This window comes from Anaerobutyricum soehngenii (genome assembly GCF_009697165.1).
Taxonomy (GTDB): domain Bacteria; phylum Bacillota; class Clostridia; order Lachnospirales; family Lachnospiraceae; genus Anaerobutyricum; species Anaerobutyricum soehngenii.
Window position 1 is genome coordinate 1 of record NZ_VULP01000001.1, and the last position, 16,668, is coordinate 16,668.

The 16,668-nt window shown below is 39.3% G+C and carries 8 protein-coding genes; all 8 read left to right on the forward strand.

The window, feature by feature from the left end:
• The first annotated feature begins 157 nt into the window (after positions 1 to 157).
• The 8 genes from FYJ25_RS00005 to glgA all read left to right on the forward strand — a co-directional run bounded on the left by FYJ25_RS00005 (position 158) and on the right by glgA (position 16,572).
• Positions 158 to 9,574: an InlB B-repeat-containing protein gene (locus tag FYJ25_RS00005; protein ID WP_167513752.1), complete on the forward strand. Its 9,417-nt coding sequence runs from the start codon at positions 158 to 160 to the stop codon at positions 9,572 to 9,574.
• Positions 9,575 to 9,805: 231 nt separating this feature from the next.
• A complete protein-coding gene (locus FYJ25_RS00010) occupies positions 9,806 to 10,465 on the forward strand; it encodes a CpXC domain-containing protein (protein ID WP_154580194.1) in 660 nt (219 codons plus the stop codon).
• A 135-nt stretch (positions 10,466 to 10,600) separates the two neighbouring features.
• Positions 10,601 to 10,807: a 50S ribosomal protein L31 gene (rpmE, locus tag FYJ25_RS00015; RefSeq protein WP_021907941.1), complete on the forward strand. Its 207-nt coding sequence runs from the start codon at positions 10,601 to 10,603 to the stop codon at positions 10,805 to 10,807.
• Positions 10,808 to 10,956: 149 nt separating this feature from the next.
• A complete protein-coding gene (locus tag FYJ25_RS00020; RefSeq protein ID WP_167513753.1) occupies positions 10,957 to 11,898 on the forward strand; it encodes a DUF1385 domain-containing protein in 942 nt (313 codons plus the stop codon).
• Between the two features lie 2 nt (positions 11,899 to 11,900).
• Positions 11,901 to 12,794 (forward strand): peptide chain release factor N(5)-glutamine methyltransferase, encoded by an 894-nt coding sequence (gene prmC / locus FYJ25_RS00025; protein WP_154580196.1) that lies wholly within the window; start codon positions 11,901 to 11,903, stop codon positions 12,792 to 12,794.
• A gap of 100 nt (positions 12,795 to 12,894) precedes the next feature.
• Positions 12,895 to 13,974, forward strand: a complete 1,080-nt coding sequence (gene prfA, locus FYJ25_RS00030; protein WP_005348348.1) for a peptide chain release factor 1 — start codon at positions 12,895 to 12,897, stop codon at positions 13,972 to 13,974.
• Positions 13,975 to 13,978: 4 nt separating this feature from the next.
• The gene (gene hisC, locus FYJ25_RS00035; RefSeq protein WP_154580197.1) at positions 13,979 to 15,049 is read left to right on the forward strand and encodes a histidinol-phosphate transaminase; all 1,071 of its coding nucleotides are present in this window, start codon (positions 13,979 to 13,981) and stop codon (positions 15,047 to 15,049) included.
• 71 nt (positions 15,050 to 15,120) lie between these two features.
• Entirely contained in the window at positions 15,121 to 16,572 is a 1,452-nt protein-coding gene (gene glgA, locus FYJ25_RS00040; RefSeq protein ID WP_154580198.1) for a glycogen synthase GlgA, read from the forward strand.
• The last annotated feature ends 96 nt before the right edge of the window (positions 16,573 to 16,668 follow it).

Consider the following 16,668-nt stretch of genomic DNA (forward strand, 5'->3'; position numbering starts at 1 on the left):
CTCCTTTCGGGGCGTGATTTATGGTTTCTAGTCAACTCCATTATATCACAAACCGTGAGGAGATTTTTATTTTTAACAACAAAAAAATGACGTATTTATGCGACTTGTGGCGTTTCGCAAACGCCTAAAAAGTATCAAAAAGAAAGGGAGAGAAAGTATGAAGCAACGATTTTTAAGTATTTTTCTTGCGTTAGCCTTAATCATTCCATTCTTTCCGCAGGTAACTTTACCAGCGAAAGCAGCGGAAACGACAGCAAAAACGCAGGATGAGAACAGTAACGAAAACACGGATGCTTTTGGAATCAAGATGGATACAACCATTGATACCCAAAAGGAAAAAGCGAATAACCCTTATGGAACAAAAGGATGGGTGAATCTTTTTACCGTACCGGAACTGTTTGTTTCACAGGGGTATGATGGCTACAGAAGTTTTGAAACCTATAATTATAATAATGACAGAGATCATAAAGAAGGTTCCATTGGAAGCATAACAGACGGAACTCGGACAGGTAAAAAAGAGGAAGGGAACAAAAACGGATTTACCATTATGGATACGGCACCTGTCGATGCAAAGGGCGAAGGGCAGAAGCGCTATGTAGCTGTTCTTGGTTACTGGCTTGGAGGAAAGCGTCTGGAGCTTTATATTGCAGATAAAGACGGAAACAGGGTAAGCAATACTTATGCTATTGGAGGAGAAAAAACGCTTGATTATCTGGAACAAGCAGATGCATTTGAAGATACAGGATTTGTTTCTGTAGCAGCAGGCGATTTTAACGGAGATGGAAAGGATACAGTTATAGCCTATGCTCCGTTGATGGAATCGGATAGTGAACAGCCTCAGTTGTGGGAGTTCTCTATAACTGCATACGGAAATAATATGCAGTTAGATAAAACAGGAACTGTCTGCAATATATTTGATATTTTAGGTACAGAGAATATAGCAACAAAACATTCAAATAACGGAAAAGTATTCAGAAATACACCAGTTGTTCAGATGACAACAGCAGATACAGACAAAGATAGCGTAGATGAGCTTGTTGTCACAGCGGGAATGAATAATACGAAGGCGGATGTAAATAACCGCCAGTCGAGAATGTTTATTTATGATAAAATCACAGAGGAAAAAACTTACTGGAATAAAACTTTTGAGTTAAATACCCAAGGATATAATAATGGTAATCAGAGACTCCGCTGGGCATCTTCTTCTGTAGGTAATCTTGTTATGACCGGCAGCGGTGCGGACTATCCGGAGATTATCACAGCAGGATGGGTAGATAAGAAAACAAATAAAGATGCAGATCTGACCCATGATATCGGTGCATATGTAACATCTTGTAGTAAAACAACTAAAAAAGGTAATTCTGCAATAGGAACGTATGCGAAAAGTGAAGTACCAGCAATAGGGAGTAATGGACAGCCACAGGTCAGTGGATTTACAAAGGATGGACATTACAGAGATGACGTGCAGTCCCTGGTCGTTGTAGATACCTTTGCTGCAGATGGTGTGAACGCAGCAGCCTCTGTACTGATTATGGATACGATATATACCTATGAAGCAGGGAAAGGTCTTAATGAGGAATACCGTACGGATTATTTTAATCACAGTGATAATGGAATTGGTACCTCTATCATTACAAATGGATTGGTACAGGATGCAGTATCCGGTAATTTTTCCGGCAATGAAGAAGGCAGGGAACAGATTGTATTTACAACCTGTCAGAAACGAGCATCAAAAAATCAATATTTCTATAAGACCTATACATACAAAAAGACAGGTAAATCTTCCTGGCAGTGTAACTCAACAGGATATCGTATTAGTAAGAAGGGGAATGCGTACACATCTTTATGTGCACCAGATATTGACTCAGACAGTACGATCGCAAGAATTAAAGACGTATCTTTAACATATACAGAGCCGGAAGTGCTTGCACTTCTTGAATCAACTCCATATTTTTCTGAGGTAGACGAGGGAGATATCGGCAATAGTGAAACAGCTTATGGTAAGGAGAATGGAGAGGGAACTTCTGTATCAACAGCAGAGGGACTTACCACGAATATCGTAGCTGGTTTTGAGTGGTCTGTTGATGATATCTGTGCCGGCTTTGTATGCGGTGCCGGCTTTGAGACGAGTGTAGAACAGGGATATACCTGGGAGACTGCTACGAGTACGACAAAGAAATTTTCCTTAAATTACTCCAATGATACGGGAGAAAATCAAGTTATTGTTTACAGAAGACCGGTTACAACATATCGGTATGAAATTAAAGGAACAAAAGATACGATGGTACTTGCGAGACAGGGTACTCTGCTGACAAGTATGCTTCCGGTGGATGAGTATAATGAGGCAGCTCAAAGCTATGAACTGGAAGAAATCGCAGATGGAACACTTGCCACACCGGGCAATCCATTCTCTTACCGTTCAAGTACAGCGGGTCTTAATAATGTGGCAGAAAGCAAAATAACTACCCAGTATGGAAAGGAAGGAACGGTAACACAGGAATTTTCAACAGAGACAGAACAGGAAAAGACATTTACCTATGACCTGAATGCTTCGTTTACTGCTTATGGACTTGTATTTGGAGTAAAAGCAGGAGGCGGTGCCGGTACAACTTATTCGGAATCGCAGTCTACGATTAATACAGAGGCGATTACAAAGACGGGTGCAGTTACAGGTAAACAGGTAGAAGGTTATGATTTTAACTGGAAATTTGCACATTGGACAACAAAGGTAAATGGTACAGAAATACCGGTTCTTGGTTATGTGCTTACGAATGTTATCGCACCTCCGTTTCCACCGGAAAATCTGGCAGTAGAGAGTGTAACATCTGATTCTGCGAAGATTACATGGGATGCAGGAGAAAGAGGAGCTGATGAATATCGTATTTATCAGATTTATTCTGATGGAAGTGATATTCAGATCGGAACAGTCGATGGAACAGAGAGTACATACGAAGTTACAGGATTAAAACCAGATACATCCTATACTTACGCGATTAAGGCTTATAAAGAAGGAAAGAAAGGGGATGCGATCTCCGGAGAATCTGTTTTCAGTGAGAAGCTTATTGTTACGACACTTCCGGAGAAGATGGGAACTGTCACCATCACTAATCCAGAAAATGCAAGTGTAAAGATTGGCGGAAGTGCTGTATTTAAGGCGGATTTATCCAGTACAGCTTCTGATTACAGAGCAACTAATTACAAATGGCAGCGAAGAGAAAAAGGTGGTAAATGGCAGACGATTGACGGAGCAAAATCCAGTAAGCTTACACTTAATGATCTTACAGAAGCAGATAATAATACAGAATATCGCTGTATTTTCCGCGTAAGTTACACAAGTGCCAGCTCTCTTATTGAATATTACAGTAAGGCAGCGACGCTTACAGTTGGTGAAACTTCAGTTTTCCCAAAACTTATGATAACCGGACATGATAATACGGGAAATGGAACACTTGCCAAACCGTATGCAGGCAAGTCCAATTATAATAAGAAGACAAGTACAACAAAGCAAAAGATAGAGACAACACAGAATATTACGATAGAAAAATCAGGTACGCAGCCGGAGTTAACAGTGTATACAGGTGGAGACCAAACGGATCCGAAGTATTACGGTGTTGGAAAAGATGAGAATGACAATGTAGTATATTATCAGGTGGCTAAGACCGGCGATACGTACACTGCAGGCGATAAGATTACAGTTGCTGAAAAATATTCCTATACGAATCTAAACGGCGCTGCAGTTACGGATGTTCCGGCAGAATTTAACAGTGGAAAGGATTCTATAACTGTAAAGAAAAATGATGTTACCTATTATCTTCAGGCGAAGATTACCGGAAAACGGAGAGCAGGTATCAATACAGGAAGCAGTGGAGTTACATCAACAGACAGTCGTCTGGAATCCATGACAGGAATCACATATTACTGGAAATCAAATAATGGATATTATACATATGATTCTTCCGCACCGGATACGCCTGGAAGTGCTGTGACTTTATCAGATGCCGATAAAAATGCATTATATGATGTTTACCACAAGGCAGATACGAAGGTTGTTGTTGGAAGAAATGAAACCTATACAGTAAGTGATACAAGTACAGTGAATGGAAAGCAGGAGACTACTTACGAAAATGAGAGTCAGTACGGATTTGCTCTTGTAACGATAAGCAGCGGCGAAACGACAACATATACAATCACTTCTATTCAGGAGGATGTAAAAGAAACTTACACCGTAGGAGATACAGAACTTGCTGGTTTTGATCCGGCGAAGCTTACGCTTGTGACAAAGCAGGTTATCAATATCGTAGAGACACCTGTATATACGACACAGGCTGGGGATAGATTAACTCTTCGTGCAAAAGTAACAGAAAATGAAAATGAGGACAATAGTAAGGCAGCAGTAGGTGCTTCTATAGAATTTAAGATTGTAAATACACAGACAAATGGAGTAGAGACGATCAGTGCGACGACGGATGCCAATGGTGCAGCATCCGCAGAATGGACAGCAGCTACGAGTGGTCTCTACAGCATTCAGGTAAATGTTCTTGCCAAATCCGGTTATACAGCATCGGCAACGAAGGCACAGTATTATAATGCAGGTGGAACGTACGAGACAAACACAACAGAATACCGTCTTGTATTATCCAGTGCAGGAAAGACTTTGACAGGAACCATGACCTATGGTGGAAGTGTTAGTTATGAGCTTCAGGAAAGAGCCATTACCGTTTCCTCAGATGCGGCAAAGGCACAGACTGTTGGGGAGTGGAAGGAGTCAGAAAAGACTAATCTTACTTATACGGTAGAAACAACAGAAAAAGACAGAAAGAAAGTGGATGAAGTTAAACAGCCATTATCAGTGGCAAGCTATAATTTCCGCGTTTATGATGGAGATACGATTGATCCACAGAAAGAACTTGCAGCGGCAGCTTTACAGGTAACAAAAGCAGCAGTAACAATTACACCGGAAATTAAAAATGGTGTAACCCCGTCTAGTGCTTCTGACATTACTTTAAAGGTGGAACCGGAAATTTCGGGAGTGAACCTTAATGATGTTCTTAATGTGAACTGTGGATATTTTACCGATAAAACAGCGACCGGTAAGTTTGATGTTATACTTTCCTACAAGACGGACAGCAATGGCGCGGTAACGGATAAAGTAAAAGCATTCCAGAATAATTACACAGCAGTATTTGAAAGTGCAAGCTTTACTGTAAAACCAGATAGTGCACAGGTGAAGTTTTCCTGTGGAGAAAATGGTACGATTGTTGGACGTTATGCGGATAACTGGTATCCGATGGCATCTGGAAGTAACCAGACCAAAGGAACGAGACTTCGTTTTGCAGTGGCACCAAACAGTGGCTATGGCGTAGCTAAGTGGATTATCAACGGAACGGATTACGCAGTAGATGCAAAGAATCTACCAGAGGGAATGCGTATTTCTGAAGACGGAAAGATCTTAGATGTAGCTTCATTTAATCCGGCATCACAGACCGCATCAACAAATCCAGGTCATACAAAAGACGGCGTTCTTACAGTAGAAGTGAGCTTCAAGAGTACCTCTCATGAGATTACTTACAGTGTAGATGGTAAAGGTGGGACCTTAACAGCCGTTAATGAAAATGATAAGAAGATTAATTCTGGAACTAAGATTACACAGGGAAGCAAGGTGACATTTACCGCAGAACCAGAAGAAGGATATATCGTATCTGGCTGGAAAGTAGATGGAAAGACTTACAAATGGCAGGACAAAGACGAGGATTATCTTGGAACAACATTAGTTCTTGAAGATATTTCCAAGGATGAAAATGTAATAGTAAGCTTTAAGAAGAGCACAGCTTCCTACAAAGTAATTACCAGTGTAGCAGATGAAGATGGAAAGACCGATACTTCTCTTGCGAAGGTAACAGCAATCAACGCAGAGACAAAAGAAGCGGTAACAGATCTTACTTCTATTAAAGAAGGAACAACACTTACCTTTACAGCATCTGTAGCAGATAAGACAAATCATATGGTAAAACTGTGGCAGACAAGTAAGGATGGTAAGACCTGGGAAGATGCAGCGTTAAGCGGCGGAAGTAATACATTTACCCTTTACAATATCAGTAAAAATCTGTATATTCGCCCAGTGATTACCATCGCTCAGAAATACAGCTTAAAGTATAAGGTTGTATTAGATGACGGCAAACCTGGCGAGACAATAGTAACAGATAAAAAGATTGCAGAGCTCACAGCGACAAGCAATGGTCAGGAAATCGCAAGTGGGGAAAGTCATTCCGCATATATTCCGGTAAAATTTGCCCTCTCTTTAAACAATGATTACTATGTCACTGGCTGGAGTAAGAATGTGAAGGCAGGCGAAGATTTGTCAGGAGCAAGCCTTGATGCACTAGATAGAAATACAGAAGTCATTGTCACGATTAAAGAAAAACCGGTTGTAACAATACCATCTGATATCTCGAATGGAACTCTTACAGTGATTTACAAAGATGCCGCTAACAAAGATATATCGGTATTAAATGGAAATCATGTTCCAAATGGTACACAGTTGCTTGTTACATTAACACCGAAAAAAGGTTATGTTGTTGATGATTCTAAGCTGGATGCGGGAATTCAGACAGAATATACAGATGAAGATAAGTCTGGAAATACAACAGATACGAAGACTTACAAAGTAGAGAATGTAATAGCTAATGTAACCGTAAAAGGAGCATTTAAAGCCCTTGGAACACATACAGTAACTTATGAACCTGTAATTGCTGCAGGTGAGAGTGCAAACGGAACCTTAACCGCCCAGGCAGATAGAAAGCAGATGGACATTTACAAGGTTGACAAGCTTACTACTGACGGAAATGTATATGAAGGAAGTACACTGACATTTACTGCGGCACCAGATACGGATTATTCTGTTCAGGAATGGCGTATTAATGGTGATGTCTGGAAAAAAGATGGAATAAAAGTTACGGATTCTGTTTTAACTCTTCCTAATATCGCAAAAGATTACACAGTAACCGTACAGTTTAAGAAGTCAGGAAGTGACACAACAATCGCTGCCGGAGCAAACGGAAAGATTGTCAGTGCAGTAGCAGGAAAGGTAGATCAGATTGCCAATATTGAAACTGGATTTGTCCTTGCTTCCGGAGCAACGGTAGATGTTACAGCACAGCCGGATACTGGATATAAGGTAGGCTGCTGGAAAGTAAATGGAAAGGTTGTTGATGGACAGACAGGCAATACGTATACTTACACAGCTGATGAGAACGGCACAGGAGCCGCAATCACCGTACAGTTCGTACAGATTGATTATGCAGTAAGCTGGAGTGCAGTAAACGGTACAGTGAAAGCAGAGGATACATCGGGCACAGAATATGAAGGTAATAAAGCCGACATACGTGGTGGAAGTCAGGTGACATTTAGTGCAACACCAAAAGAAGCTTATAAAGTAAGCTGCTGGAAAGTAAATGGAGAGGCTGTAGACGGAGAAAATGGTGATACATTTACATTTACTGTTCCAAGTGGTGCAAAAGAGATACCAGAAGTTGCTTCTTATAAAGTAGAGGCAGTTTGTGAGAAAGACCAGTTTACATTAACCTATGCACAGCCTTCTAATGGAACGCTCACAGCAAGGGGAGCGGCAGGCGAAGTTGCAAGTGGCGATAAAGTAAATGGCGATGAAAAATATACATTTACTGTGAAACCGGATGCAGACTATATCGTTGAAAGCTGGAAAGTAGACGGTCAGGTAATTGACAGCCACAGCACTTCCTATGAAGTGACAGTAAAGAAGAATACAGAAGTTTCTGTACGGCTTGTTCCTGCATCTTATAAAGTAACTTATAAAGTAAACAATGAGCAGGGTAAACTTCTTGTTGGTAAAGATACAGAGGAAAAGACCGATGGAGAAATTGCAGCAGCATATGGAACAAGTATCAAGTTTACTGCAGTATCCAATAAATTCTGTCATATCAAAGGCTGGAAGCTTGATGGAACAGAAGTCACAGATACGACAGAGGGAATAAGCATAAGTGCAGATGGTTCTGAACTGACTCTTTCCGAAGTTAAGAAAGAGCATAGTGTAGAAGCAATATTTGATGCAGCTACAATGTATGAAGTTTCTTATGAAGTTGATGAAAAAGGTGCTGCTTCTGATGCAGGAACTCTTAAAGCGAAAGCTGGTAACACAGATCTTAAGCTGAAAAAAGGTCAGACAACCACAGTAGAAGGCGGAAAAACTCTTACATTTACGGCAGTTCCAAAGAGTGCAGACTTTATGGTAGCAGGCTGGTATGTGAATGGTAAGAAAGTAGAAAATGAACTTTCCAATACGTGTGTCATTGAAGAGCTCGACATGAAAGTACATGTAACTGTACAGTTTACACAGTATAAAGGATACGCACTTCCAGTCAGTGGTGAAGGCTATGCACTTTCTGAGATGAAGAGAACACCATATGATACAACACCAGACACGGAAATCCGTGAAAATGGAACGCTTTCCTTCAAGGTAGCACCAGATACAGATAATAAATATATCCGTATTGATAAGCTGGTTATTAACGGATATGACTGCCTGGCTGATAAGCTTTCAGAAGGAAAAGAACAGCCAGAGAACTGTACCTTAGTAGAAGTACAAAAGAATGAGGATGGAAGTTATGTGATAACCGTTTCAGGAATCACAGGAGAAATCCAGACAGATATTACTGCCCACAAACATACCTTAAAGAAGGTGGATAAGGTAAATCCAACCTGTACAAAAGCAGGAAATAAGGAATACTGGATCTGTGAGGATGAAAATTGCAAGGAAATGTTCTTAGAAGAAGCAGCTATGAAGGCGGTACAGTGGAAAGATATTTTACTTCCGGCAACAGGTCACAACTATCAGAATGGTATTTGCAAGAACTGTGGAGCTAAAGATCCGACATATGTAGATATTCATCCAGGAACGCCAAAAGTAAAAGCAAAAGCGAAAGGTGATCGAAAGATTAAACTTAGCTGGAGCAAGGCAAAAGATGCACAGGGCTACATAGTATATCGCTATAATGCAAAGACAAGGAAATATGCTGTGATTGCTAATACAAAGAAGACTGCCTATACAGATAAGAAGCGTACGCCGGGAACGGTATACAGATATCTTGTAAAAGCATATGGTGTATCTTTAAATAAAAAAGTAATTTATGGACAGGTATCTAATTGTGCATCTGCTGTTACAAAGCCGCAGACTCCAAAGATTACATCTGTAAAGAAAGCTGGAACGACAAAGGCAGCAATTCAGCTTAAAACAGAACGTAATGTTAAAGGATATCAACTCTATGAGTACATGTGGCAGACGAAGAAGTTTAAACTTGTTGGAAAGATTGAGGGTAAAAAATATTATAAGTATGACAGTAAAAAGAAGAAATTTACCCGCGATAGAAAGTCTAAAGTTGTACAAAATGCAAAGAAAAAGACAATTTCTGTAAAGATCACAACAAACAATGTAAACTTCAAACGTTACAGAAGATATCGTTTCAAAGTACGTTCTTATGTAAAGTATAATGGCAAGCAAATTTTCAGTAAGCTTTCTAAACAAAAGATTGTAACTCGTTAAACAGGAAATATGATCTGCGTTTAAACTAAAAGAGACTTCCCGGAAGGTTCGGATGCCTCCTCCTTCCGGGAAGTCCTTTTTGTCTTTACAAATAGATAAATATGTGGTTTGTGAGAAGCATATTCTTTCTTGACTGCATGGCAAAATCAGCCTATTATAAGAGTTAGAAAAGGCAGATATCTTTTTACTTTTTTTATAAATATATCTGCAGGTGTTGGAGGAAAATGTAGTATGGAAGGCAAAAGACTGACAATTTATGCGATGGAAGAATTAGAATGTCCAAAGTGCGGGCATAAGCATTCCCTTAAAAAGTATAAGGTTATTAATGTAACAGAGAAGGCAAAATTAAAAGAAGAAATTATGAAGAACAGGCTGTACCAGTTTAGCTGTGAAGAATGTGAGTATATGGCACCGCTTACATATGACAGTTTATATGTAGATAGCCGAAGAAATATTATGATTTACATGGCACCGGTCATGAATGCAGAGATTAAAGCAGAGATTGCGGAACTTGAACAGGAAAAGGGTATAGATAAACGTCTTGTAGATAATATTAATGATTTAAAAGAAAAGATTATGATTGCCGATAACCATTTAGATGATCGTGTGATTGAGATTATCAAAATCATGTATATTGACCAGATGAAAAAGGAAATGGAAGACGACACACTTTTGAATATTCTTTTTGATTATAATAGAGATAACTATTGTTTTTTAGTCTTTTTCCAGAAAAAAGGAATAGGAAAGATTCCGCTGACAAGAGAGTTTTACCGTCAGGTGGAGGACAAGTACAAAGATGCAATTAAAGAACATTCTATGGACAGCTTTATGAAAGTAGATATGGAATGGGCAGGAAAGATTCTTTTTAAAAACCACAATAAATTTAATTAAAAATAATTGATTAAAAAGAAGTAAAAAGTTCTTGCACTCTACATACTGTTATGGTATAATAAGAACGCTGTTTGAAATAAGATAACTATTGAATATAATTAATTAATGAAACATATATTGGAAGAGGTGAATAAGATGCGCGAGGGAATCCATCCAAAATACTATCAGGCAAAGGTTGTATGTAACTGCGGTAACGAATTCGTTACAGGTTCTACTAAAGAAGACATCCATGTAGAAATTTGTTCTAAATGTCATTCATTCTACACAGGACAGCAGAAAGCTGCTAAGGCTCGTGGACGTATTGACAAGTTCAATCGTAAATATGGCATGAATCAGAATTAATAACCGTAAGGTTTTAAATTAGGCGGCGGTGCAATGTATCACAGAGAATGTTGTGATATTGTACCGTCGCCTAATTTTGGTTATACCAGATGTGAGATGACACACATTTCGCAGCAAGAATGCGAGACATTCTTGAAAGGAGGTGCTCTTTGAAAAAGACAAGTATTGGTGGACAGGCAGTAATGGAAGGGGTCATGATGAAGAATCTTGACCGTTATGCAGTTGCTGTCCGGAAACCAGATCATGAAATAGAAGTAATGACGGACGAGTATAAAAGTCTGGGAAGTCGTTATGCGGTTCTTGGATTACCGATCATACGTGGAGTTGTTAACTTTGGAGAGTCTTTATATATCGGATTAAAGACATTATCCTATTCTTCTTCTTTTTATGAGGAAGAGGATTATGAGCCGGGAAAAGTGGAACAGTTTTTTACAAAAATTTTTGGAGATAAGTTAGAAAGCGTTCTAATGGGAATCACAATGGTCATTTCTGTTATATTGGCGCTTGGAATTTTTATGGTACTTCCATTTTTTCTTACGAATTTGATGAAAGGATTTCTGCCATCTTACAGTATACGTACCCTGATTGAAGGAATCATACGTGTGGCGTTATTTCTAATATATATATGGCTTATATCTAAGATGGAAGATATAAATCGGGTATTTATGTATCATGGTGCAGAACATAAGACGATTAACTGTTTAGAACATGGAGAGGATCTGACACCGGAAAATATTAAAAAGTATTCGAGGCTTCATAAGCGTTGCGGAACCAGTTTTCTGCTTATTGTTATGATTGTCAGTATCGTAGTGTTTATGTTTATTCGTGTAGATAGCTTATTATGGAAGTTTGTTTTACGAATCTTACTTGTTCCGATTGTAGCGGGTATTTCCTATGAATTTATCCGTCTGGCAGGAAGAAGTGATTCGAAGCTTGTGAATACGCTTAGTAAGCCTGGCTTATATCTTCAGTACTTTACAACGAGAGAGCCGGATGCAGAGATGATAGAGGTAGCGATCAAAGCGGTAGAAGGTGTATTTGATTGGAAAGAGTATCTTCGGGCAATGCATAATGGAGAGCTGGAGGATTGAACATGACAATTCGGGACATTTTAACAAGTATACGAGAACGCCTGCAAAAAGCAGGAATTGAAGATTTTGAATATGAAAGCTGGGTTTTGCTTGAATGGAAGCTTCACATTGACCGGGCAGAATTTTATATGAATCCAAACGGGGAAGTAAAGCAGGAACTTCTGGAGGAACTGGAAGAAGTTCTTTTAAAAAGAGAACAGAGAGTTCCTTTACAATATCTCATGGGTGAATGTGAGTTTATGGGATTTGATTTCAGTGTTGATGAGAGGGTTTTAATTCCAAGACAGGATACAGAGTGTCTGGTTGAGCTGGCTGTCGAGGATATTCGGAATGTAAAGACACAGAACCGATGTGAGTTTAATAATGCAGCAGATCAGAAAAATGAACAGAAAGTCAAAGTGCTAGATTTATGTACAGGCAGTGGCTGTATCGGTATTTCTGTAAAAAAGCTTTGTCAAAATACAGAAGTAACCCTTGCAGATATTTCTGAGGGGGCGTTAACGGTTGCTAAGAAGAATGCAGAAAACCTGAATGCAAATGTCACTTTAATAAGAGGAAATCTTTTTGAAAATATAGAAGGAAGATTCGATTACATTTTATCAAATCCACCGTATATTCCCTCGCAGGTAATTCAGGGACTGATGCCTGAGGTAAAAGATCATGAGCCACGACTTGCTCTTGATGGAGAGGAAGATGGTCTTGCTTTTTATCGGAGAATTATAGAACAGGCTCCGAATTATCTAAATTCAAATGGAAGAATCTATTTTGAAATCGGAGCAGAACAGGGTGAAGATATGATCCGCCTTATGACGGACAGAGGATTTTCTGAAGTAAAAGTGCATAAAGATCTTGCAGGACTTGACCGAATCGCGACAGGCATATATAGTAGAAGATAGTCTGTAATTTCGATTACAAAACACATCATAAATATATGATCATTTGGCAATAGAGTAAAGCCAGATGGTTATAAAATATAGAATAGCAGGAGGAAGAAAGATGTTTGATAAATTAGAAGATCTTGTAAAACGTCTGGATGAGGTTATGCAGGAACTGAGTGAGCCGGATGTAGTAAGTGATCAGAACCGTTTCCGCAATCTGATGAAAGAACAGAATGAGCTAGCTCCGATCGTAGAGAAATACAAAGAGTATAAAGAAGCCAAACAGACAATTGAAGACAGTGTAGAGATGCTTGAAGAAGAACACGATGAGGAAATGCGTGAGCTTCTGAAAGAGGAATTATCTGAAGCAAAGAAGAATGTAGAGCAGTATGAAGAGGAATTAAAGGTTCTCCTTCTTCCAAAAGACCCTAACGATGATAAGAACGTTATCGTTGAGATCCGTGCAGGTGCCGGCGGGGATGAGGCCGCATTATTTGCTGCTGAAATTTATCGTATGTATAAAAACTATGCAGAATCAAAACGTTGGAAAACAGAGTTCATCGATGTGAATGAGAATGGTATTGGTGGATTCAAGGAAGTTTCCTTTATGATCAATGGTCAGGGCGCATACTCAAGACTGAAATACGAAAGTGGTGTTCATCGTGTACAGCGTATCCCTGCGACAGAGTCCGGCGGACGTATTCACACATCTACGATCACTGTGGCAATTATGCCGGAAGCAGAAGAAGTTGATGTACAGCTTGATATGAATGATTGTCGATTTGATGTATTCCGTGCTTCCGGAAACGGTGGTCAGTGCGTAAATACAACCGATTCCGCTGTTCGATTAACACATATCCCAACAGGTATCGTTATTTCCTGTCAGGATGAAAAGTCACAGCTTAAAAATAAAGATAAAGCAATCAAAGTACTGCGCGCACGTTTGTATGATTTAGAGCAGTCCAAAGCACATGATGCAGAGGCCGAACTTCGTAAGAGCCAGATCGGAACAGGTGACAGAGCAGAGAAGATTCGTACTTACAACTTCCCACAGGGACGTGTGACAGATCACAGAATTAAATTAACTCTCCATCGTCTTGATGATATTTTAAATGGAGATCTCGATGAGATCATCGATAGCTTAACAGCAGCAGACCAGGCAGCCAAATTAAGTAAATTACAGGAAATGGAGCGTTAAAATTATGCAGGAGTGGAAGAAAAATATCAGACAGGTTGTTCCATACGTACCTGGCGAACAACCAAAAGAAGCAAATGTAATAAAGTTAAACACGAATGAGAATCCTTATCCACCTTCACCGAAGGTAAAAGAACAGTGTGCGAAAATCTGTGCTAAAACAGAAGAACTGCGTCTTTATCCGGATCCGACAGCCGGAATGTTAGTAGAGGCAATCGCAAAATACAAGGGATTAGAAAGTAATCAGGTTTTTGTCGGAGTCGGCTCCGATGATGTACTGGCTATGGCTTTTCTTACATTTTTTAATAGCGAAAAGCCGATATTTTTCCCTGATATCACGTATTCTTTTTATGATGTGTGGGCTGATTTATTCAAAATCCCATATGATAAGAAGCCATTAGATGAAAACTTTATGATTAAAAAAGACGATTACTACTGGAAAAACGGTGGAGTCGTATTCCCAAACCCGAACGCACCTACAGGAGTTTTGATGCCACTTGATGAGATTGAGGATATTATCGCTCATAATCAGGATGTCATTGTTATTGTAGACGAGGCGTATGTAGACTTTGGCGGACACAGTGCGCAGCAGCTTCTTTCTAAATATGAGAACCTTTTAGTTGTGCAGACATTTTCCAAATCACGTTCTATGGCAGGAATGCGTATCGGATATGCTATGGGTTCTGCAGAATTAATTAAAGCTTTAAATGATGTGAAGTATTCCTTTAACTCCTACACAATGAATCGCCCGTCCATTCTTTTAGGAACAGCATCCGTTGAGGACGATGCTTACTTTAAAGAAACTGTAGAAAAGATTGTTCATACGAGAGAGTGGTTTAAAGCTGAAATGAAGAAGCTTGGATTTACTTTCCCGGATTCTCAGGCAAACTTCCTGTTTGCTTCCCATCCGGATGTACCGGCAAAAGAAATCTTTGAAGCCGCCAGAGCAAACAATATTTACGTAAGATATTTTGATAAACCTCGTATTAATAATTATCTGAGAATTACCATTGGAACAGATGAAGAAATGAAAAAGTTCTTAAAATTCTTAACATCTTTTCTGAAAAGTCAGAAATAAACATGGTATTATGATGAAATATATTGTAAAATATAAGTATTACAATATAAGATAATACAGGGAGGATTACTATGAAAAAGATTCTGTTTGCAGCTTCTGAATGCGTGCCTTTTATGAAAACAGGCGGACTCGCTGACGTAGTAGGAGCGTTACCAAAAGAATTTGACAAAAACGAGTGGGATGTGCGTGTTGTAATGCCAAACTACCGGGGAATTCCAGAAGAGTATCGTAATAATTTTGAATATGTTACGCATTTCTATATGGGAGTAGGTCCATATATTCCTAATGTTCATGTAGGTATTATGAAATATGTTTATAATGGCATTACCTATTACTTTATTGATAATTTAGATTACTTTGGAGCGTGGGAGCCATACTCAGATACAAGAACAGACGTTGAAAGATTCACTTTCTTCTGTAAAGCAGTCCTTTCGATACTTCCTGTTATCGATTTCCGTCCGGACCTCATCCACTGTCATGACTGGCAGACAGGACTGATTCCGGTTTACTTAAAAACAGAGTTTGCAGCTAATCCATTTTTCTGGGGAATTAAGACAATTATGACGATTCATAATCTTCGTTTCCAGGGAGTATGGGATATTAAGACTATGAGAGGTTTAAGTGGACTTCCAGATGAACTGTTCACACCGGATAAGTTAGAGTTTAAGAAAGATGCCAATATGTTAAAAGGCGGAATCGTTTACTCTGATTTCATCACAACCGTAAGTAATACTTACGCACAGGAAATCCAGACCGCATATTATGGAGAAGGATTAGACGGACTGTTAAGCGCACGTAATCAGAGTCTTTTTGGAATTGTAAATGGCGTTGATTATGCATTGTATGACCCATCTAATGATGCAAAGATTTATCGGAATTATACAGAAAGAGACCATAAAGAAGGAAAGGCTGCCAATAAGGCAGAACTCCAGAAGCAACTTGGTCTTGAAGTGAATCCAAATAAATATATGATCGGATTGATCTCCCGTCTGACAGATCAGAAGGGTCTTGATCTGGTACGCTACGCAATGGATAAGATTATCGATGACAATACACAGGTTGTAGTAATCGGAACAGGAGATCCGGCATACGAGGAAATGTTCCGTTATTATGCATGGTGCAATTCAGATAAGGTGTCTGCGAATATTCTCTATTCCGACGATCTGGCACATAAGTTATATGCGGCAGCAGACTCCTTCTTAATGCCATCCTTATTTGAACCATGTGGTTTAACACAGATTATCGCTTTCCATTATGGAACGATTCCAATCGTTCGCGAAACAGGTGGATTAAAAGATACCGTTATTCCTCTGAACGAATTTGAGGATACCGGAGACGGATTCTCCTTTAGTAACTATAACGGAGAAGAACTCATCAATACAGTAAATTACAGCAAGTATATTTACTTTGAACAGCCAGAGCTTTGGAACCATATGGTGGCAAGAGCGATGGAAAAGGATCTTTCCTGGGGCGTATCCAAGAAGCGTTATGAAGAACTATATAATACTTTAATCGGAAGATAAAAATACGAATTTGTAGATTTCGTGTAGACGAAAAAAGAAAAAATACCATATCTCATCTGCTCTGTAGTCGTTGTGTTTAAAATGCTCGTCCGCATC

Bases quoted from the DNA above. Each gene is read 5' to 3' on its own strand.
- glgA (WP_154580198.1), top strand. From the start codon at position 15,121: ATGAAAAAGATTCTGTTTGCAGCTTCTGAATGCGTGCCTTTTATGAAA.
- prmC (WP_154580196.1), top strand. From the start codon at position 11,901: ATGACAATTCGGGACATTTTAACAAGTATACGAGAACGCCTGCAAAAA.
- rpmE (WP_021907941.1), top strand. From the start codon at position 10,601: ATGCGCGAGGGAATCCATCCAAAATACTATCAGGCAAAGGTTGTATGT.
- FYJ25_RS00005 (WP_167513752.1), top strand. From the start codon at position 158: ATGAAGCAACGATTTTTAAGTATTTTTCTTGCGTTAGCCTTAATCATT.
- FYJ25_RS00010 (WP_154580194.1), top strand. From the start codon at position 9,806: ATGGAAGGCAAAAGACTGACAATTTATGCGATGGAAGAATTAGAATGT.
- prfA (WP_005348348.1), top strand. From the start codon at position 12,895: ATGTTTGATAAATTAGAAGATCTTGTAAAACGTCTGGATGAGGTTATG.
- hisC (WP_154580197.1), top strand. From the start codon at position 13,979: ATGCAGGAGTGGAAGAAAAATATCAGACAGGTTGTTCCATACGTACCT.